The sequence below is a fragment of the Alkalicoccobacillus plakortidis genome (assembly GCF_023703085.1).
Classification (GTDB): Bacteria; Bacillota; Bacilli; order Bacillales; family Bacillaceae_D; genus Alkalicoccobacillus; species Alkalicoccobacillus plakortidis.
This window is the reverse complement of the sequence record NZ_JAMQJY010000006.1, coordinates 67727-87167: the sequence shown is the minus strand read 5'-3', so window position 1 is coordinate 87167 and position 19441 is coordinate 67727. Positions and strand designations below refer to the sequence as shown.

Sequence of the window (19441 nt, the reverse complement as noted above, 5' to 3'; positions counted from 1 at the left end):
TAATTCCTCTATAATATAAGGAACAGCTAAGCTAGAAAGAAGGTGTGCAACAGATGAAGGTATCTGATGCTTTAGATAGTTTAAAGAAACAAGGCTATAAATATACTGGTAAGCGCGAAAAGATGATTCAACTTTTTTCGGATGAAGATCGATATATCTCTGCAAAAGAAGTACTTGAGCATATGCAAAGTGATTACCCTGGTTTAAGTTTTGATACCATCTACAGAAATCTTTCTCTGTTCCAAGAGCTAGATATTTTGGAGGAGACAGAGCTTGAAGGGGAGAAAAGATATCGTATTACGTGTCAAACTCATTCTCATCATCACCATCTTATCTGCTTGACCTGTGGTCGCACTGAGCACTTTCATACTTGTCCTGTAAGTGAAGAAACTATTGCTCAGCAATTTCCTGCTTTTCAAGTGGAAGGGCATAAATTTGAAGTGTATGGAACATGTGGTTCATGTACAAAACAATCAATATCACAAAAAGCGTGAGCAGCTGCTCACGCTTTTTTCATTGCTCGCCTTTCAGCATATTCAAGACATTTTTCGCAAACCCTTACTCGGTCACCTTGATCTGTCAGGTAGTTCCTCATGAAAGGTGTTTTTTTATGACAGAAGATACATGTTCTTTTTTTGAACAGTGTGTTCCATTTAATCATGCGCTGAATCACCCTCAATACTCGCTGACCACTGCGCAACCCATTGTTCGGCTTCTAGCCAGTTTTTTACGCGAATAACCCCGTGTGGGTCATCTCCTTGATTATAAGGTGTATCAATCAAAATAACAGGGATCGAGCACTCAGTTGCTATGTCAACAGCATTATCATGTTTATCTTCTAGAAATAGTTGAATGCGATGTTTTTTAATGGCTTCAATTTTATTATGCTGTCCAAGAAGCTCAAGATGGTGAAATGGCAATTGATTCACTTTAAACCACTTTCTGGTGATCTCTTCAAGGTAGGAGCCTCTGGCAGTGACGTAAAAAAGCTCAAATTGATGTTGCCATTTTTCGATGACTGTTTGTGCATGCAAAGCAAGGTCTGCCTGAGCATAAATATCTGCTTCATGATCTTTCATCCATTGTGTAAACTCTTCACGACTAATGCCTAAGACACCTGTTAAATCAAATGAAGTCAGATCTTCAAGTGTTAGTTCTTTATTAAATGACTTATTTAATGCGGGAATAAAAACCGCTTGGATCTGTTACAGTTCCATCAATATCTAATCCAATTCGAACGTTATTCATTTTGATCATCCTTCCAACGCTATTGTACCATTTTAGCAAGTAATGCCAACAACGTGAAGGGTGAAGCTCTTTATTAATGGTTACACTAAGGGTGCTCCCTGCATACGGAGAGGAAGGGATAATAATGGCATTAGATAAACATCCAAATCAAGAACCAATTCGATTAGTGGACCCAGAGGATAAATCACTAACACTTCTCCATACTGAAAAGATGGGTCATGAGGCACATTATAACGAAGAATCAGCAGCGGAATTTCCAGCCCTCAAGATCCTTCTTATGCTATAAAAGATGAAGAGGAAGAGGAATCTGTTGAAAAATTGATGAACGGGAAAGCGATGGGAATCTTCTCGCTTGTTTTATCAATTCTTTCATTATTTTTTCTGCCACTTCTTTTAGGAGCAGCTGTATTATCGTTGGTTTTGTAGCGATAAGAGGCGGTTCAAAAACAATCGGAAGCTTGGGCAATTGGTTTAGGTATTGTTTCAATTACTGCTTCGTTGTTTTTCTCTACAGTAATTTAACCTTGGATTAATTGTTTGCAGGGAGCGGAATCAAAAAAAGATCCCTTGGTCTAGTTACTAGACCAAGAGGATCTCTTTTTAAACACTACCTTCAAGCTCTGCAGCTTGTTTTCTATAATGTTCTTCAGCAATGATATCAATCTCTTTTTTGAGTTCTTCTACCATTGTTTCTTCAGGGACCTTCCGCACAATTTCACCATGGCGGAAAAGTAATCCTTCTCCACGAGCTCCGGCAATCCCGATATCTGCTTCACGAGCTTCACCAGGTCCGTTTACGGCGCATCCAAGCACCGCAACTTTGATTGGGGCTTTAATGGTTGCGATGTACTCCTCAACCTCGTTTGCGATACTAATTAAATCAATCTCAATTCGACCGCAAGTTGGGCAAGAAATCAGTGTAGCGGCATTTGCTGCAAGACCAAATGATTTTAACAACTCACGTGCTACTTTCACTTCCTCAACAGGATCGGCACTTAATGAAATACGTAAAGTGTTACCAATACCCATATTAAGAATGGCACCGAGTCCAGCAGCACTCTTAACGGTTCCGGCAAATAGAGTTCCAGACTCTGTAATACCTAAGTGAAGAGGGTAGTCAAACGCTTTGGCTGCTTTTTCATAAGCTTCGATCGCTAAATGAACATCAGATGCTTTCATCGATACGATAATATCGTGAAAATCAAGGTCTTCAAGGATCTTAATGTGATGTAGAGCACTTTCGACCATACCATCAGCGGTTGGATATCCATATTTCTCTAAGATCTTACGTTCAAGTGATCCAGCATTAACCCCGATACGAATAGGAATACCTTTTGCTTTGGCTGCTTTTACAACGGCCTCAACCTTCTCGCGGCGACCAATATTACCTGGGTTGATTCGGATTTTGTCTGCTCCACCTTCAATGGCTTTTAATGCCAGCTTATAATCAAAATGAATATCAACAACCAAAGGAATAGAGATTTGAGCTTTAATATCTTTAATCGCTTCAGCAGCTTTCATATCTGGACAAGCTACTCGAACAATCTGACATCCTGCTTCCGCAAGTCGATTAATCTCAGCAACTGTTGCTTCGACATCATGCGTTTTTGTTGTTGCCATACTTTGAATGACGACCTCATCATTGCCGCCAATTGTTAAATTGCCGACCTTAACGGGACGGGTTTTTGTACGATGAGTAATTTCGGTCATTGACCAATCGCTCCTTTATTCAACAAGTAACGTTCACAAGTTGTCTAGTCTCTTTAAAGAGATACGACTTCATTTTATCAATGACCTGTTCAATTTGGCAAGGAAATTCACTCTTTCTCATAAATCGGAAACAAATACGTTTTGCCTATTTGTATTTCATCTGGTTCAAGTGAGCCATTTAACTCTTTAAAATCATCAATGATTTGCTGAATGCTAACAGGAACGGGACCTTGGTGTAGGTGCTCGATCACCGACAATACTGTATGCCCAGGCTCAACAATGACTTCCTGAGAGGTCTCTTCAGTTGTTGTTTCTTCAACTACTTCGGTTTCGATCGCTTTTTGTCCTGATGAGGTTTGTACTGGTCGAGTTGAATTCTTTACTGATTGATCAGGTAATGAACCAGTTCGTAGATCAGCCACAACACCAGCTAAAACAATGAATAGTGCAATACAAATAAACAAGCGCTTCACAGCTTGTCCTCCTCAATAAAATCACAGTTATTAAAAGTCTATGCAGATAGGGTGCGTATTATGACTACTATTTACAAACCCTATATCAAAGAGGTGAGATAAATGAAGCTAGAAGTCATAGCAACCAAAGTGGGACTGGCATCTTTCACAATTATTATGGTAGTAGGAAATGGATTGTTTATACCGATTATGCCTTCTATTCAGGATGAACTTTATTTAACCGCGGGACAGACAAGCTTTTTGTTAAGTGTGTTTTCTTATGCTGGAGCCTTAATGATTCCTGTAAGTGGCTTGGTTAGCATCTTATATTGGTAGAAGGAACGTAGTGATTTTTAGCTTAGTGGGTTTGGTGCTGGGTTGTGTAGTTGCTTCTTTAGCAGGCTTTACGAATAATCCTGACTATGCTTATGCAGCCATACTTATAGGACGGATTCTACAAGGTCTTGGAGCTTGGAGCAGCGGCACCTATGGGGTTTATTTTGGCTTCTGAGTTGTATCAAAAAACAGAGCAAGGTAAGATGTTCAGTTTTTTAGAGGTTATTAATGGATTGAGTAAGGCGCTAAGTCCAGTTCTCGGTGGATTCATCGTTGCTTATTACTGGCAACTAGGTTTTGTATGGTATATGGCCATTGCATTGATTGCACTGGTAGCTGCGATCACCTTACTTCCCAATCAATTAGAAAAGGGTTCCACTCATTCATATATGAAAATCAGGTTTTATTGGAGGGGTTTGTTACCGATCCTAACTACTGGCTTTTTGATTATGTTTTTATTATATGGCTTGTTATTTGTGCTTTCCTCGATGATAAGTCACGCAGCAAATCGCTCATTGTTCATTTCTTTGCCACTTGCTATTCTGGTTATTATGTCCTATCTTTATGGCAGAACACCATTACTCTCGTTTAAACAGCTACAACACATTCTTAGGGGTGGAATGATTGTATTGCTTATAGCTGTGGGCATTGCTAGTTTTGGTTACATAAGTATTGTGTATGTTGCTACCTCGGCTTGTTTAATCGGATTGGCAGCAGGTGTTATGCTACCGGCTTCAACTAGTGCTCTTTTACACGTTGTGCCAGATGAACTTCGTGATAAAGCACTCTCATGGTTATCGATGATTCGTTTTTTAGGAGTGGCAAGTGGACCAATTGTGTTTGCAATATGGAGTAGTGAGTGGAAGGAAAATGTTGTTTATTTACTTGGGATAACCGGGAGTGCAGGGATCATTCTCTTTATTTCTAATCAAGAGAAGAAGGATTTCTATACAACAAAAGGAACATAAAAACACTTGAAATAGGACTAAAGTCACTTTTCTTTTGTGCTTAAAAAAGGTTACCTAATGTGAAGGGTATCATTATTAAAGATACTTTTTACAGGATCAATTAGTTCTGTAACCAAAAAGGGGTCGATATTAAGACATGATAAAAAAATTACAAAAATGTACAATTGTTACGTTGCTATTAGTACTACTTGTGCCAGCTGTTGCAGAGGCAGATGCTGTTCCAGGCGATATTATTGTGACATTAGGTGCTGACTTGTCGCCAGGACAGAGAGAAGACCTATTAGAAGAAATGGAAGTTCCGGATGATGTGGAAATAATAGAAGTAACAAATGAAGAGGAACATGTTTATTTAGGTGATTATATAAGTAGTACTAATATCGGAAGTCGTGCTCTGTCTTCCTCGAAGATTACAATGACAGGGGCAGGGGAAGGGATTGACGTAGAAAGTAACAATATTACGTGGGTCTCGGATAAAATGTACGCAAATGCGTTAGTTACGGCGGGTGTTGAGGATGCTGATGTTTATGTCACAGCACCATTTGATGTTTCCGGTACAGCTGGTTTAACGGGCTTGATAAAAGCATACGAAGTGGCTGCAGGTATTGATATTCCTGAAGAACAAAAACAGGTAGCAAATGAAGAAATGGTTAAAACAGCAGAACTTGGTGAATCAATTGGGCTTGAAGAAGCTACTGAACTTATAAACCGAGTAAAAGAAGAAATCGGGAATCAAGACATCGAGTCTGAAGATGATATCCGAGCGCTTATTGAAAGAGTCGCTAATGAGCTAGGTATTACATTAACGGATGAAGAGCTGAATGGACTAGTTTCATTGTTTATGAGAATGAAGGATTTAGACATTAACTGGGATCAGGTGCAAGATCAAATTTCAAAAGTACGTGATAACCTAGGTGAATTTTTAAATAAAGATGAAACGCAATCTTTCTTCAGCAGCTTTTTAGATTTCATTAATCAAATTATTGATTCAATTAAAGGTTTCTTTAAATCATGATAAGATAGAGAGGGAACACCATATTCCTTCTCTCCATATTTGTTTGAAATGAGAACGTTTTATTTAGAAAAAGCTGAAACTTTTTGGAGAGATCACCGTATATAGAAAATAAAAGGGGGAGATGACCAATTGGAATGGCTTAATATAGCAAGTGTTGGCTTTATTGTAATCTTTTTAGGCACGTTGTTCCTGTTTGGTGAATTATTAGTTAAAGCACGTGGTTTATTTGCATTACTTGGTGTCGGAATGACAGCTACGTACTTTCTTCATCACCTAACGGGAGATACAGGTTTTTGGGTAGTGATTCTTTATCTTATTGGGATTGTCCTAATTATTCTAGATGGTAAGCTGTTTTCAGATGGTACGGTTGCGTTAATTGGTGTAATCCTAATGGTTGTTGGATTGGCTATTCCTGCACCAACTCTCGTATATGGTATTTTAGTTGGTATGGCCTTTATTTTAGGTGCCTTAAGCTCTTTATTCTTCATAAAGGTATTCACACGTAGACAAATGTGGTCAAAGCTTACCTTTAAAGATCGCTTAACAAGTGAGCGAGGTTATAACTCAATTAATATGGAGTACAAAGAGCTAGTAGGTAAAAAAGGAAAAACAATGAATTCACTTAGACCAACTGGTACAGTGAATATTGAAGGACAGCCTTATAGTGCAACAAGTGGCGGTCAATGGATTGAAGCGGAACAAGAAGTTGAAGTGACATCTGTTGACGGAACCAGAATTTTAGTTTCACGTGCTGTTGAATCTAAAGAAGAGTAGAAAAAACGCTAAGACGTTTTTCTACTCTTTTTTTCGTGGAAGTTTAGTTAGGAGATACATATATAGCCCGATTAGAGCAAATACCAAGAGTAATATCGATAAATCATTCATCCATACAACGAGCCATGCGTATGTAATGACAGGTAAAGGCATAACGTGGGCGGCGATTTTCCACAAATGAATATATTGTATATTGGGATACTGACGGAAGAATAATGACGCTATTAGAGCCATCATACTTGTGGCTAAGAACGCAGAACCAATCATTACTGAAACAATGATGACTGATAAAATAATAAACAAAATGGGAAGAAAAGATTTGATACTTACGATTTGATTTAGAATATCTGTCTTAGTCTGAATGTCGTTACCTAGAAGGGTATAAGGCAGACTCTGTTCAAAATGATCTGTTTGTAAAAAGGCCTCTCGACCTTGAAGCAGCAGTCCATTTTGCCTCATCTCTTCAGCGGATAACTGATTAGTAGGGTCAATGAAAAGGGCGAAAGTAGGATCTACTTCATCCGTATATGGAATGGAATGAACGTCTGTGTGTAATTCCCCATTTTTAATAGTGAAATCAACTTCAGTATTTGATAATCCATTTTCAATATGGGTAAATCCTGACCAAATGGTAACACTTAAAACAAGACAATATGGAAGTAATGCAAACAAGATAGTGAAGCACACATGACCTAAAACATGGATTGTGGGACGAAGTCTTGAAGCGAGAATAGTCTGCTGATGATACAAACTTTTTAAAAACCATGTAAAGAAACGCATAAAGCCACTCCTGAATCGTATTTTATTTTTAATGATAGCGGAAGCGTATACATACGGCAATAGCAAGGAGAAAAGTGAACAGATCGTCACTTGTGAAATAGATAACTTATATTCTTTTGTAAATAGTGGTTTACAAATAATAAATAAATGTTTAATAATAGACTCGTATGTGCGTGATAAATGTCGAACAAACGTATTTTTGTAGATGAAGGGATGAGATTGTGTGGATGTTCAATCGCTCGTATTTACGTTTCTTGGAGGCATAGGGATCTTTCTATTTGCTGTAAAGTTTATGGGAGATGGTCTTCAAAAAGCGGCAGGCGACCGTTTGCGGGATATGTTAGATAAATTTACAACAAATCCTTTTATGGGTGTTTTAACTGGTATTGTAGTTACAGCCCTAATCCAAAGTAGTACAGGGACAACTGTCCTCACGATTGGACTTGTAAATGCTGGTTTTATGACGCTTAGACAAGCTATTGGTGTAATTATGGGAGCCAATATTGGAACAACAACTACTGCATTTATTATTAGTATTAACTTATCAGAGTATGCTTTACCGGTGATAGCTTTAGGCGCATTTATGATATTCTTTTTAAATCTCCAAAAGTTGCCAATTTTGGACAGGTCATCTTTGGCTTAGGAGCTTTATTTTATGGATTGAAATTAATGGGACAAGGATTAGCTCCTTTAAGTGATCTTCCTGCCTTTACAGAATGGACAGTGACCTTAAGTGAAAACCCTCTTTTAGGCGTTTTAATTGGAACTGTTTTAACGGTAGTAATTCAGAGTTCGTCTGCAGCGATTGGGATTATACAACAGCTTTATGCACAAGGTGCAATTGACCTGCAAGCAGCCCTCCCGGTGTTATTTGGAGATAACATTGGTACAACGATTACTGCAGTTATTTCAGCTATTGGCGCAACTGTAGCGGCAAGACGAGCAGCATTAACACATGTCATGTTTAATTTAATTGGAACAACAATTGTTTTATTGATTTTACCTTTATTCACGCGGTTCATTGAATTTCTTTCAATAACATTTAATTTGAGTCCTATGACGCAAATAGCTACAGCTCATGGAGTCTTTAACGTAACGAACATGCTCATTTTGTTCCCATGCATTGGTATATTGGCATGGATCGTGACTAAACTTATTCCTGGTGAAGATGCAGAAGTTGAATTTACCTCAAAGCATCTTGATGCAAGATTTATTGGAAGTTCACCATCCATTGCGCTAGGACAAGCTCAGCAAGAAGTTCTTCGAATGGCAGAGTATTCATATGAAGGACTTGTGAACGCGGCAAAATATTTAGTATCTGGAGAAAAGAAATTAGCTGAAAAAACGGTTCAATATGAACAAGCTATTAATAACTTAGACAGAGAGATTACTGATTATCTAATTCAGGTTTCTTCTCAATCGTTATCAGATTTAGATTCTAAGAAACACTCCACACTCTTAGACTCCATACGTGATATTGAGCGTATTGGTGATCACATGGAGAACATCGTTGAATTAAAGGATTACCAAAAATCTAATAAAGTGACGATGTCAGAAACAGCCATCTCCGACTTAAATGAAATGTTCGACTTAACAAAAGAAACGTTACAAGCAGCTATATCTGCCCTTGAACACCATGATGTTGAAAAAGCAAAGGGTGTTTTAGAGAAAGAAGAATTAATTGATAAGATGGAACGCCGCTTAAGAAAGCAGCATATCGCACGCATGAATGACGGTAGCTGTACAGGTGGTTCTGGAATTGTATTTGTTGATATCGTTAGTAACCTTGAGAGAATTGGTGACCACAGTGTGAATATCGCTGAGGCCGTTATCGGTGAATATTAATTCATTTCGTCTACTGGGATGAGGGTAACCTTGTCCCAGTTCTCTTTTGTACGAATTACCTTGTCTCATACATGTGCATATGGTAAAGTATTTATGCAGATGAGAAACATTTTAAAAACTTTTTTTGAAAAAGGTATTGCACAGTTTTTCTTATCATGGTATTATAGTTCTTGTCTTGATAAACACATTGTTCCACAGTAGCTCAGTGGTAGAGCAATCGGCTGTTAACCGATCGGTCGTAGGTTCGAGTCCTACCTGTGGAGCCAAATATGGCGGTGTAGCTCAGCTGGCTAGAGCGTACGGTTCATACCCGTGAGGTCGGGGGTTCGATCCCCTCCGCCGCTACCATATATACATAGTTTGGATGAATGACATGGCGGTTGTGGCGAAGTGGTTAACGCACCGGATTGTGATTCCGGCATTCGTGGGTTCAATTCCCATCAGCCGCCCCATTTTGGACCCTTAGCTCAGTTGGTTAGAGCACTCGGCTCATAACCGATCGGTCGTAGGTTCGAGTCCTACAGGGTCCACTCTTACAGAGCTTTTGCTCATTATACTTTGGAGGAATACCCAAGTCTGGCTGAAGGGATCGGTCTTGAAAACCGACAGGCGGGTCAAACCGCGCGGGGGTTCGAATCCCTCTTCCTCCTTCCGAATGAAAAAACCTGAACGCATATGCGTTCAGGTTTTTTGTTGTGTTGGGAAGGGATTTGGGGAGAGGAAGACTGGTCTTGCATGCGAGAAGAGGCTCCCGCGTGTAGAGAAGGGGATCTTGCGTGTAAGGAGAGGCTCTAGCATGTATGGAGAAGCTCTCGCATGTAGAAACATGGATCTTGCATGTGAGGAGAAGCTCTTGCGTGTAGAGGAGGGGATCTTGCATGTGAGGAGAGGCTCTTGCGTGTAGAGGAGGGGATCTTGCATGTGAGAAGAGGCCCTCGCATGTAGAAACATGGATCTTGCATGTGAGGAGAGGCTCTTGCGTGTAGAGAAGGGGGTCTTGCATGTAAGGAGAAGCCCTCGTATGTAAAAACATGGACCTTGCATGTGAGGAGAGGCTCTCGCAAGTAGAAACATGGATCTTGCATGCGCGAAAGTCCTCCCGCATGTCTCGAGGAACACTCGTAATAAAAAAAACTCTATAATCACAAACCATTTTCGTCATAATAGAATATGTTTTGCAGGTTTATAGGATTTGAAATCGAATAAGATAATCTAGAAATGTTTAAAGGAGGACCTTTTATTTGATTATAAAAAAGCGTAGCGAACCAATTCGACTTTTGCAGCTTAGATCTCTAAAAAGAAGGATAGTTAAAAATCATCCTTCTTATCCGAAGATATTAGAAGAACTTTCTTTGAGAGAAGCTGGTTACAGGGGAGAGCGAAGTTTAGACTATCATTTACGTTTCTTAAATGGACGTAATTTTAAGTTCCTTCACGATGTTCACTTAAAATCAAAAGAAGGTCATGTGTTTCAAATGGATTCTATTGTTTTATGCCCTCAATTTATTGCAATCCTAGAGATAAAAAATATAGCTTGGAACTATTTATTTTAACGAAATGACTAAGCAGATGGTGCGGACGTTAAAAGATACGAAAGAGGTCTTTCCTAATCCGGTTATACAACTTCGGAGGCAGCGTATGCAGCTAACAGATTGGCTGCTTGAACATGCCGAACCTTTAAAACCAATTGTTGATCTTGTTATTTTTACTAATCCATCCGTTGTGATTAAATCAAATCATAATAACAATCAAATGTTAAGTCGAGTGACCATTTCAGAACATTTGCCTGAAAAATTAGAACAACTTCAAGCTAGCTATTCTGTTGAAAAGCTAACTAAAATGACTTAAATCGAATTTCCACTATGTTAACTACAGAGCAATACTCCGAAAAACCACCTCCACTTAGTTCACATCAACTCACTATTCAAGATATCCAAACAGGAATTAACTGCGCTAGCTGTAATCAATTTTCTATGAAACGCATTGTGGGTAAGTGGAAATGCAATGTTTGTCATTTTTATTCTAAAGATGCACATTATGAAGCTCTAGAGGATTATTTTTTATTAATAAAACCAACAATTACGAATCAAGAATTAAGGTCATTTCTCCAGGTAACATCTCCAACAGTTTCTCACCACTTACTTACTCAACTAAAGGTTCCGCGTGTCAGAAAAAATAAATATACATTCTATACATTAACCCTTCCTATTCCACATTAAAAAATTCCATGTTTAATCCACCCACCATCGTGGAAACCATACTATAGAACTTGGATTAGCAGAGTCGTTTCATTTGCAAATCCTGTTATTGTTTGGTAACTTAAAAAGGCAGACTTATGAAACGTTTTTGTTTCGAAAGTTCGCAAAAAACGGGAACTCATTCAAGGAGGAGAATATTAACATGGCTTACGAATTACCACCACTACCTTATGCAGCAAATGCACTAGAACCTCATATCGATGAGCAAACAATGAACATTCACCATGACAAGCACCATAATACTTATGTAACAAAACTAAATGCAGCACTTGAAGGTCATTCAGATCTTGCGAGCAAATCAGTGGACGAGCTAATCAGCAATATTGATGCTCTACCTGAATCTGTACGTACACCAGTGCGCAATAACGGTGGCGGACACGCTAACCACACATTCTTCTGGGAGCTTCTTACTCCAGGCGGAAGCACGGCTCCAACTGGCGAGCTTGCTGATGCAATTACTAAAGAATTTGGTAGCTTTGATGCATTCAAAGAAGAGTTTGCAGCAGCAGCGGCAAATCGCTTTGGATCTGGCTTGGGCATGGCTAATTGTTGATGGCGGAAAATTGGCTATCACTAGCACACCGAACCAAGATACTCCAGTGATGGAAGGTAAAACTCCTGTTGTTGGTTTAGATGTTTGGGAGCATGCTTATTACCTAAATTATCAAAACCGTCGTCCTGACTACATCAACGCATTTTGGAGTGTAGTAAACTGGGATGTTGCAGCTAAGAACTACGCAGCAGCAAAATAATATATACAAAAATAGTCGGCATACACATTTGTGTATGTCGGTTTTTTTATGTGTTAAAAAACTACCTGTATAACCGACCACGAGAGTGACAAACTACTTTCGAGGGGGTGACTTCATGCAGAGAAAAACCCTGGATCGTGTTTTTGGTCATATTGATATTACTCGCGACCTAGTCATGCTTCTGGTTATTGGAGGTTTATATGCACTTAGCATAGCTCTGTCTAACACGTTTGTGAATGTCTACTTATGGAAGCAGTCAGGTGAATTTCTCAATTTGGCTTTGTATAATTTAGCTGCTGTCATTTGTCAGCCAATAGCTTTTTTACTCGCAGGAAGGCTTTCAAAAAAAATTGATCGTGTGTATGTGCTGCGTATTGGCGTAGCCATTCTTTCCTTATTTTATTTCTCTGTCCTGTTTATCGGTGGTGGGTCCATTGCTGCCATCCTGATATTGGGTGCACTAGTTGGGCTAGGTTTGGGGTGTTATTGGCTGGCCTTTAATGTATTAACGTTTGAGGTAACTGAACCTGATACACGAGATTTTTTTAACGGGTTTCTTGGATTGTTAACATCGTTTGCAGGGATGATCGGACCGCTTGCAGCGGGGGTTATTATCACTGTAATGGAAAAATCAACGGGCTACACAGTAATTTTTACTGCCTCATTACTTATTTTTATTGTGGCTGTGTTTTTAAGTATGACATTAAAAAAACGACATGCAAAAGGTCGATTTTTAGTTAAACGTATTCTAAAAGAAAAAAAGGTAAACCGAGCTTGGAGTCGAATTTTGTATGCTCATTTTTTTCAAGGGCTACGCGAAGGTACATTTGTATTTGTGATTGTTGTTTGGGTGTATACGGTCACAAATAGTGAGTTAGCGCTTGGAACGTATGGTTTGGTGACTTCAGCAACGCAATTGATTGTTTATTATGCAGCTTGGTAGGTTGATCAAAACAAAGCTACGGAAAAAAGCAATTTTACTTGGGGGATTAATTTTGTATGGAGCGATATTCCTGATCATATTTAATCTTACGTTTCCAAAGCTAATCCTTTATGGCATTTTGATTTCCATTGCTTATCCAATGTTGTTAGTTCCATATATTTCATTAACGTATGATGTAATTGGTAAGGCTTGGAACGCAGGAGAAATGCGTGTTGAGTACATGGTTGTTCGTGAGCTGTATTTAAACAGTGGTCGGATTGTATCGGTTCTTGCTTTTATTGCTGCCATTCATTTCTTTCCAGAGGCAACGTCTATTCCTGTACTTCTATTAGTTCTTGGAGCAGGGCACACTTGTATCTACTGGTTTGTCCGACCCATACACTTTGATGTTCGTTCAGCTGCTTCTGAAAATGGTTTAACCGCACAAACCGAGGAAGAAGGGGGAACGGGAGGATCAAACGCATAAAAGAGTACATCACTCTTTTATAGTAAGGTTAATTATGCTATAATTTATCTATTCACCTGCCATGTCCGTGAGCTTCATTTTTGTTTTGAACCTTAATCAAGAAAAGGGAGCCTCAAATCGATCTTTGGACAGTATGCCACTATATGTGGACACTGAAAAAAGCTCTGCGGGCACCCACCTGCGAAAGTAGGTTCTTGAACGATGGGAGTAACGGCATATGCGGGGAATTGATTTTTCAAAAATGAATGTGACAAAGAAGTGAATGCAGACACCCTTCGTGAGGTGTCTATTGGTGTGTATATACATATAGAACGTTACAAATAAAGGAGAGAAATAAATGGGGAAAAAGAACAAAAAACGTAAGCACGTACCGGTTCGTTTAAATGTTTTATTTTTAATTGTTTTTCTTTTATTTTCAGCCTTAATCCTGCGTCTAGGTGTTGTGCAAATTGTTCAAGGTGAAGAATATGAAAAAGAATTAACTCAGACTGCCAATCAAACTGCACGAATTGATGCACCACGTGGCGTTATGTACGATAAATATGGCCATACCGTTGTTGATAACGAGATGGAGCTTTCAATAACATATACGAATCCAAGTGAACAATCGTCTACGGATAAAACAAAAGAAATGCTGCGTATTGCCAATGAACTAGTCACAATGATTGATGTAGAAACAGAGAAAGTGACGGAACGTGATAAAAAAGATTATTGGTATGAAACAACTCCGGAAGAAGATCGACAAAAGCTCCTTGATGGTATTGATACTTCAGACATGAGTGGTGCAGAACAATACCAAACCATTATTGATCAAATCGGAGACGAGCAAATTAATTACAATGAAGACGACTTAAAAGTAATCGCAATTTATCGAGAAATGATTCGAGGGTATGCCGGATCGCCACAACGTATCAAACGTGCTGTGACTGAAAATGAAGCTCATAAAGTGTCTGAACATCTAGATAAGATGCCTGGTGTCGATATTTTACGTGATTCGCGCCGCAGCTATACGTATGGTGACACGTTCCGTAGTATCCTAGGAAACACAAGTACCATTCAAGCTGAGAAAATTGACGCTTATTTAGCAAAGGGCTACGATCGCTCTGATTTAGTCGGGAATAGTTACCTAGAAGCACAGTATGAAGACCTCCTACGTGGGCAAAAAGCAGAAATCAATCGTAGTACAACGAGAAGTGGTTCAGTGACTGAAAACACAGTCGATGAAAAACTTGGTAGCCGCGGGAATGACCTCGTATTAACGATTGATATGGAAATGCAGCAGAAGTTAGAAGAAACACTTGAAACAGCAGTTAAATCTAGTTTTGGAGCTTATTTAAAGAATAGGGAAGCCTACGCCATAATGATGAATCCGCAAACTGGAGAGATTATTTCTATGGCGGGTTACAATGATGATCCAGCAAGACCTGACGCAGTTAAAGTGAATGATACTGGCGTTCTGAATAATCAATTTGAAATGGGTTCATCAGTAAAAGCAGCATCTGTACTCACTGGATTTCACACCGGAGTGATGTCACCAAACACGGTTATTCAAGATAAACGTTTGGAATTACCAGGAGGAATCGAAAAGAGTTCGGTGGGTCCTGGAATGGGACCAGTAACCTATTTATCGGCACTTGAACGTTCATCAAACGTTTATATGTTTTATATTGCAATGAGAATGGCAAATTATGAGTATGCACCTAAAAAATCGTTTAGTAATTTAACAGATTTGAATAATGCATATGACGAAGCTCGTTACTATTTTGGTCAATTTGGCTTGGGAGCTAGCCCAGGAATTGACCTGCCAAGTGTTGCTACTGGATATGAAGGGAAAAATGGTGACCCTGGTAATTTACTGGATTTGTTTATTGGGCAATATGACACGTATACACCGCTTCAAATGGTTCAATATATATCAACCATTGCTAATGACGGTGCGCGCATGCGACCACATCTAGTTTCAGAAATTCGTGAGCCTTCAACAAATGGCGAGGAAGGCAGTATAGTTACACAGATAACTCCTGAGGTGTTAAATCAAGTTGATATGAGCAAGGAAGATATTCAACTGGTTAAAAATGGTTTAAGACGTGTGGTTTATGGTGAGAGAGGTACAGCAGCTAGAATGAGAAAAGGAAGCGATGGAGTTGAGAAAGTAAACTTTAATGAGCAATTCCCTGACATGGCTGCAAAAACTGGAACAGCACAGGTAAGTATTTATTCAACAAATGACGGGAATAACCAAACTCTTGTAGGCTACATGCCTGCAGACAACCCACAGGTTGCATTTACGGTTGTGGTACCAGGTATTTCAAAGACATATAAACCTAACGTAGCACAACAAATCGGTTCAAAAATGCTGAATGCTTACATCGATATTGATGAAAATCGCGAAGGACCTGAAGATGTAGAAACAGTCCTTGAAGATGTAGATACAGATCCAGAAGTTGAATAGTTAGATGAAGCGAATCTTATGAAAGAAGCAGACATCCCGTCTGCTTTTTTTTGTTTCTTACTATTTTTTCCTAACGTTTATTATTTTTATGGTTTTTATCGGCGTAAATTGTAATGTAATTATGAAATCGGTTACAGTGATAAAAAGATTAATTAAAGCGCTTCCAGTTAGTGTTAGATTGAGTAGAGCAGGGGGATTTTGAGATGTTAACAGTTATTGGACTTCTTATTATTATTACAATTGTTGGTCTTTTGATGTGGGGGAAAATCAGTCCGGTTGTAGGTATGGTTTTGATTCCGGTGCTAGGTGCATTTGCTGCTGGTTTTGGTCCAACGGAGATTGCCACTTTTTTTGAATCAGGTATCGGTACAGTAATGAATGTTGTTATTATGTTTATTTTTGCGATTCTCTTTTTTGGGATCATGCAAGATACGGGGTTATTTAATCCTTTAATTTCTGGCTTGATTAAAGTTTCCAAAGGTAATGTCGTAACCGTTGCAACCTGTACAGCGGTCGTTGGTGCCATAGCGCATTTAGATGGAGCTGGTGCAACGACGTTCCTTTTTACAATTCCGGCACTTCTGCCGCTTTATAAGCAGCTGCACATGAGTCGTTACTTATTGCTTTTGATTGTGGCTACTAGTGCATCTGTTATGAATATGGTTCCTTGGGCCGGTCCAACTGGTCGTGTTGCATCCATATTAGGTGAAAGTCCTGCGGATGTTTGGCGTCCATTGATCCCAATTCAAATCATTGGGTTAGTGATGGTGATTATTTTAGCCTTCTTCCTTGGAATTAGAGAAAAACGTCGAATTGCTCGTAAGTTTGCAAATGGAGAAATAAAAGAATCTGATCAACATTATTCTGGAAGTTTAGCTATGCAAGAACAGGCTGCAACCGCGAGTGAAGAAGAAAAGAGTTTACTTCGACCAAAATTAATGATTGTCAACCTTGTGATTATGCTATTAACTGTAGCTGCGTTACTAGAAGCAACGTGGGATCCTGGTCTTATTTTTATGATTGCTTTAAGTGTAGCTTTGATTGTGAACTATCCAAATGTAAATACTCAGATGGAGCGTATTAAAGTACATGCGCCAAGTGCACTTTCAATGGCATCAGTTATTCTAGCAGCCGGTGTCTTCTTAGGAGTCATAAGAGAGACTGGGATGTTAGAAGCCATTGCTTTATCATTAGTTGATATATTGCCCGGAATGGTTGTACCGTATTTGCACATTATCATTGGGTTATTAGGTGTACCACTCGACTTATTAACAAGTACAGATGCTTATTATTTTGCGCTTCTTCCGATAGTGGATGGTATTACATCGCAATTTGGCATTTCTACAGCATCAGCGTCTTACGCAATGTTAATTGGGAATGTTATTGGGACGTTCGTGAGCCCTTTCTCTCCTGCATTATGGCTTGGAATTGGACTTGCTGGCGCAGAGATGGGCAAACATATTCGTTATTCGTTTTTATGGATGTGGGCTTTCAGTATCGTCTTACTCTTAATCGCCATAGTAATAGGCGTGGTCTAACCCAGAAAAAACCAGTGGAAAAAATTCCCGCTGGTTTTTTTAAAATTATAAAAGGATTTTATAAGTATTTGACGAATTATAAGGTAAAGGCACTAATTATGTAATTAAAGCAAAGATGTCTGCCGTCGTCATGCCACTTGTAATTTCGTAAGCGCCAGGCTTTAAAAATCCCGCAAGGTTCTGTTGCTCAGCTTGAACGACAAATTCTCGCTTATTATCAATAATGTTACCGCGAATCAGTTCGTCAGCTACATCAAAGCTAGTCATGCCATTACGAATGATTAATAAGAACACTTCTTCACTTTCATTTTCTGCTTCTTGTTCTTCCTGCTCTTCCTCATTCTCTTCTTCTTCTGGTTCATCTTCTGTTGCTTCTTCTTCCTCTACTTCAGCAAATTCAGCTTCGACCTCTTGACGAGTTGTGTCGATAACCGTATTAACCTCGGCTTCCCACTCTTCGGAATTGCGCACTAGATATCCGTTATCCTCAAGCTGCAAGATCATCTCATCGTCCGTCAAAGGTGCTTCGGCCTCCGCCTGATCTGTTAGTTGATCATTGCTGCTCGTGTAGTAGACAACGCCACACGCAACAGACGCCACGATTAATCCAACTGAAAAACTTCTCAGAGAATTAGCCATGTGTATACACCTTCTTCCCTTCTTCAGGGCGATCTAAGAACGGGGCAAGTACTTGATCAACTTCCATTGAATTTAAACCCGTTTCTGCAGCAATTCCATCTGTTGCATACCCTCTCTTATGCAAATCAAGAACATCTCTCATAATTTGAATCTGAGTTTCTGAGCGAGTGGCAAGCGGTGTATGCTGTGCAACAATTTCAGCATCTAATTCTAATGTCCGTATCTGTTTCTTTAACTGATAGATCTCCTGCATAAATGAGATCGACATGTTTTCAATCTGCTGTTCATACTTAGAATTTCTTTCTTTACGAAAGAAGGATAGTAGTATAAGCAACACAGCTACTCCAAGTAGGATTGCTAGTGTCCATTCCATCATCATCGTAACGCCTCCTTACATTAATTGAATCGTTTTTATTATACATGTGTTTTCGAGACATTTCGATCGAATCAACGATTTTTTTAAGGAAAAGAGTGATATTTAGTTGAAATGTCACATATCGATGCCTTAATACGCCTTTTGAAAACTCTAAAATGATTTTTTTCATAGAACCTATATGGCTTAGTCGCCTTAAGACAAATTAAGACAATTTACCCTTCTTGTTCCGAACGAGCGCAAGCGATATGATTTAATAACCACCAAAACGATCGATATTTATTAAATAAAGGAAGGGGATGAGTAGGTTGTCAGGTCAACTAAAGCGTACTTTTGCTTTCACTCTTAATACCGTATCAAGGACTCATCCACTCGGCAGACCGTTCTTGTTCAAAAAAACTCTTGAAACAAAACGAGTTTCTAAATGGACACCGCTAAAAAAGTGGGTAGCCATCGATCAAGCTTTTTTGCTTGTTCAAGGTCCATCTAGCCTTACTATGAATTGGATAATTCAAAAAGAAACAAGAGATATGGTTGCTTTGCATTTTGGAACGTCGTGGCGCCAACTAATTAAAAAAATTAGACTTCATGATGTCACAGACCTTATTTTTACTAGTGGTTATTCACACAAGTTTCTTGAAGTGGAGATTCCGGAAATGACGGACAATTGGCATTTTCATCAATTAGAATCAAATCGCTCTTATATCGCTGAGTATGGGGTTGGGTTGGTTGATGATCAGTTTCTGCCGCTGTTTCGTACAAATTCAATTATTACACCAGTTTCATTGGACACCAAAAATGAACATAATCAAGCATTAGAATGGAAGGAAATAGAAAAGGTTTCTGAACATTGGCATAAACAGTTTAGTGCATACACCATGTATGATTAAATCAG

At 39.1% G+C, this 19441-nt stretch carries 18 protein-coding genes, 5 tRNA genes, 1 other RNA gene and 3 pseudogenes; 21 read left to right on the top strand and 6 right to left on the bottom strand.

Translation table 11 applies throughout. The features are described 5' to 3' along the window. The first annotated feature begins 53 nt into the window (after positions 1-53). Positions 54-494, top strand: a complete 441-nt coding sequence (locus tag NDM98_RS22020; RefSeq protein ID WP_251611621.1) for a Fur family transcriptional regulator — start codon at positions 54-56, stop codon at positions 492-494. A 159-nt stretch (positions 495-653) separates the two neighbouring features. On the opposite strand, the gene NDM98_RS22015 is transcribed toward NDM98_RS22020, so the two are convergent. After that, positions 654-1079: a hypothetical protein gene (locus tag NDM98_RS22015; RefSeq protein WP_307728936.1), complete on the bottom strand. Its 426-nt coding sequence runs from the start codon at positions 1077-1079 to the stop codon at positions 654-656. A gap of 293 nt (positions 1080-1372) precedes the next feature. On the opposite strand from NDM98_RS22015, the gene NDM98_RS22010 reads away from it, so the two are divergent. Beyond that, on the top strand, positions 1373-1534 hold the full coding sequence (locus NDM98_RS22010) for a hypothetical protein (RefSeq protein ID WP_251611620.1): 162 nt from the start codon (positions 1373-1375) through the stop codon (positions 1532-1534). A 314-nt stretch (positions 1535-1848) separates the two neighbouring features. Here the strand turns inward: NDM98_RS22010 and ispG are convergent, their stop codons facing one another. Together ispG and yqfZ are read right to left on the bottom strand one after the other, a co-directional pair. Next, positions 1849-2958, bottom strand: a complete 1110-nt coding sequence (gene ispG / locus NDM98_RS22005) for a flavodoxin-dependent (E)-4-hydroxy-3-methylbut-2-enyl-diphosphate synthase (protein WP_251611619.1) — start codon at positions 2956-2958, stop codon at positions 1849-1851. Positions 2959-3065: 107 nt separating this feature from the next. Then, a complete protein-coding gene (yqfZ, locus tag NDM98_RS22000; RefSeq protein WP_251611618.1) occupies positions 3066-3431 on the bottom strand; it encodes a protein YqfZ in 366 nt (121 codons plus the stop codon). Positions 3432-3533: 102 nt separating this feature from the next. Here yqfZ and NDM98_RS21995 point away from each other — a divergent pair, with 102 nt between their 5' ends. The 5 genes from NDM98_RS21995 (at position 3534) to NDM98_RS21975 (ending at position 6500) form a co-directional block, all read left to right on the top strand. Then, the gene (locus tag NDM98_RS21995) at positions 3534-3746 is read left to right on the top strand and encodes a hypothetical protein (RefSeq protein ID WP_251611617.1); all 213 of its coding nucleotides are present in this window, start codon (positions 3534-3536) and stop codon (positions 3744-3746) included. Beyond that, the gene (locus tag NDM98_RS21990) at positions 3718-3921 is read left to right on the top strand and encodes a hypothetical protein (RefSeq protein ID WP_251611616.1); all 204 of its coding nucleotides are present in this window, start codon (positions 3718-3720) and stop codon (positions 3919-3921) included. Before NDM98_RS21995 ends, NDM98_RS21990 begins: the two co-directional genes overlap by 29 nt. After that, positions 3911-4714 (top strand): MFS transporter, encoded by an 804-nt coding sequence (locus NDM98_RS21985; RefSeq protein WP_251611615.1) that lies wholly within the window; start codon positions 3911-3913, stop codon positions 4712-4714. Before NDM98_RS21990 ends, NDM98_RS21985 begins: the two co-directional genes overlap by 11 nt. A gap of 136 nt (positions 4715-4850) precedes the next feature. Beyond that, a complete protein-coding gene (locus NDM98_RS21980; protein ID WP_251611614.1) occupies positions 4851-5726 on the top strand; it encodes a DUF1002 domain-containing protein in 876 nt (291 codons plus the stop codon). Between the two features lie 129 nt (positions 5727-5855). Continuing rightward, positions 5856-6500: an NfeD family protein gene (locus NDM98_RS21975; protein WP_251611613.1), complete on the top strand. Its 645-nt coding sequence runs from the start codon at positions 5856-5858 to the stop codon at positions 6498-6500. A 21-nt stretch (positions 6501-6521) separates the two neighbouring features. Here the strand turns inward: NDM98_RS21975 and NDM98_RS21970 are convergent, their stop codons facing one another. Further along, positions 6522-7280 (bottom strand): DUF1189 family protein, encoded by a 759-nt coding sequence (locus NDM98_RS21970; protein WP_251611612.1) that lies wholly within the window; start codon positions 7278-7280, stop codon positions 6522-6524. A 223-nt stretch (positions 7281-7503) separates the two neighbouring features. Between NDM98_RS21970 and NDM98_RS21965 the strand changes: the two are divergent. The 13 genes and pseudogenes from NDM98_RS21965 to NDM98_RS21905 all read left to right on the top strand — a co-directional run bounded on the left by NDM98_RS21965 (position 7504) and on the right by NDM98_RS21905 (position 17534). Beyond that, a pseudogene (locus NDM98_RS21965) lies at positions 7504-9125 on the top strand (Na/Pi cotransporter family protein). A 191-nt stretch (positions 9126-9316) separates the two neighbouring features. Beyond that, a tRNA-Asn gene (locus NDM98_RS21960) sits at positions 9317-9391 on the top strand. Between the two features lie 5 nt (positions 9392-9396). Continuing rightward, positions 9397-9473, top strand: a tRNA-Met gene (locus NDM98_RS21955). Between the two features lie 28 nt (positions 9474-9501). Then, a tRNA-His gene (locus tag NDM98_RS21950) sits at positions 9502-9577 on the top strand. A gap of 4 nt (positions 9578-9581) precedes the next feature. After that, positions 9582-9655 (top strand) — tRNA-Ile (locus NDM98_RS21945). A gap of 30 nt (positions 9656-9685) precedes the next feature. Beyond that, positions 9686-9775, top strand: a tRNA-Ser gene (locus NDM98_RS21940). A gap of 591 nt (positions 9776-10366) precedes the next feature. Then, the gene (locus tag NDM98_RS21935; protein ID WP_251611611.1) at positions 10367-10678 is read left to right on the top strand and encodes a nuclease-related domain-containing protein; all 312 of its coding nucleotides are present in this window, start codon (positions 10367-10369) and stop codon (positions 10676-10678) included. A gap of 85 nt (positions 10679-10763) precedes the next feature. After that, positions 10764-10973: a hypothetical protein gene (locus NDM98_RS21930; RefSeq protein WP_251611610.1), complete on the top strand. Its 210-nt coding sequence runs from the start codon at positions 10764-10766 to the stop codon at positions 10971-10973. Positions 10974-11525: 552 nt separating this feature from the next. Next, positions 11526-12135: pseudogene (locus NDM98_RS21925) on the top strand (superoxide dismutase). Between the two features lie 115 nt (positions 12136-12250). Continuing rightward, positions 12251-13544 (top strand): annotated as a pseudogene (locus tag NDM98_RS21920) (MFS transporter). Positions 13545-13594: 50 nt separating this feature from the next. Further along, a non-coding RNA gene (gene ssrS / locus NDM98_RS21915) (6S RNA) lies at positions 13595-13774 on the top strand. Positions 13775-13881: 107 nt separating this feature from the next. Then, the gene (locus NDM98_RS21910; protein ID WP_251611609.1) at positions 13882-15996 is read left to right on the top strand and encodes a peptidoglycan D,D-transpeptidase FtsI family protein; all 2115 of its coding nucleotides are present in this window, start codon (positions 13882-13884) and stop codon (positions 15994-15996) included. Between the two features lie 203 nt (positions 15997-16199). Beyond that, positions 16200-17534 (top strand): CitMHS family transporter, encoded by a 1335-nt coding sequence (locus tag NDM98_RS21905; RefSeq protein ID WP_251611608.1) that lies wholly within the window; start codon positions 16200-16202, stop codon positions 17532-17534. 96 nt (positions 17535-17630) lie between these two features. Here the strand turns inward: NDM98_RS21905 and NDM98_RS21900 are convergent, their stop codons facing one another. Beyond that, on the bottom strand, positions 17631-18173 hold the full coding sequence (locus NDM98_RS21900; protein WP_251611607.1) for an endolytic transglycosylase MltG: 543 nt from the start codon (positions 18171-18173) through the stop codon (positions 17631-17633). Then, on the bottom strand, positions 18166-18552 hold the full coding sequence (locus NDM98_RS21895) for a hypothetical protein (protein ID WP_251611606.1): 387 nt from the start codon (positions 18550-18552) through the stop codon (positions 18166-18168). The genes NDM98_RS21900 and NDM98_RS21895 overlap by 8 nt, the downstream gene beginning before the upstream one ends. A gap of 302 nt (positions 18553-18854) precedes the next feature. Here NDM98_RS21895 and NDM98_RS21890 point away from each other — a divergent pair, with 302 nt between their 5' ends. Continuing rightward, entirely contained in the window at positions 18855-19436 is a 582-nt protein-coding gene (locus NDM98_RS21890) for a DUF4912 domain-containing protein (protein WP_251611605.1), read from the top strand. The last annotated feature ends 5 nt before the right edge of the window (positions 19437-19441 follow it).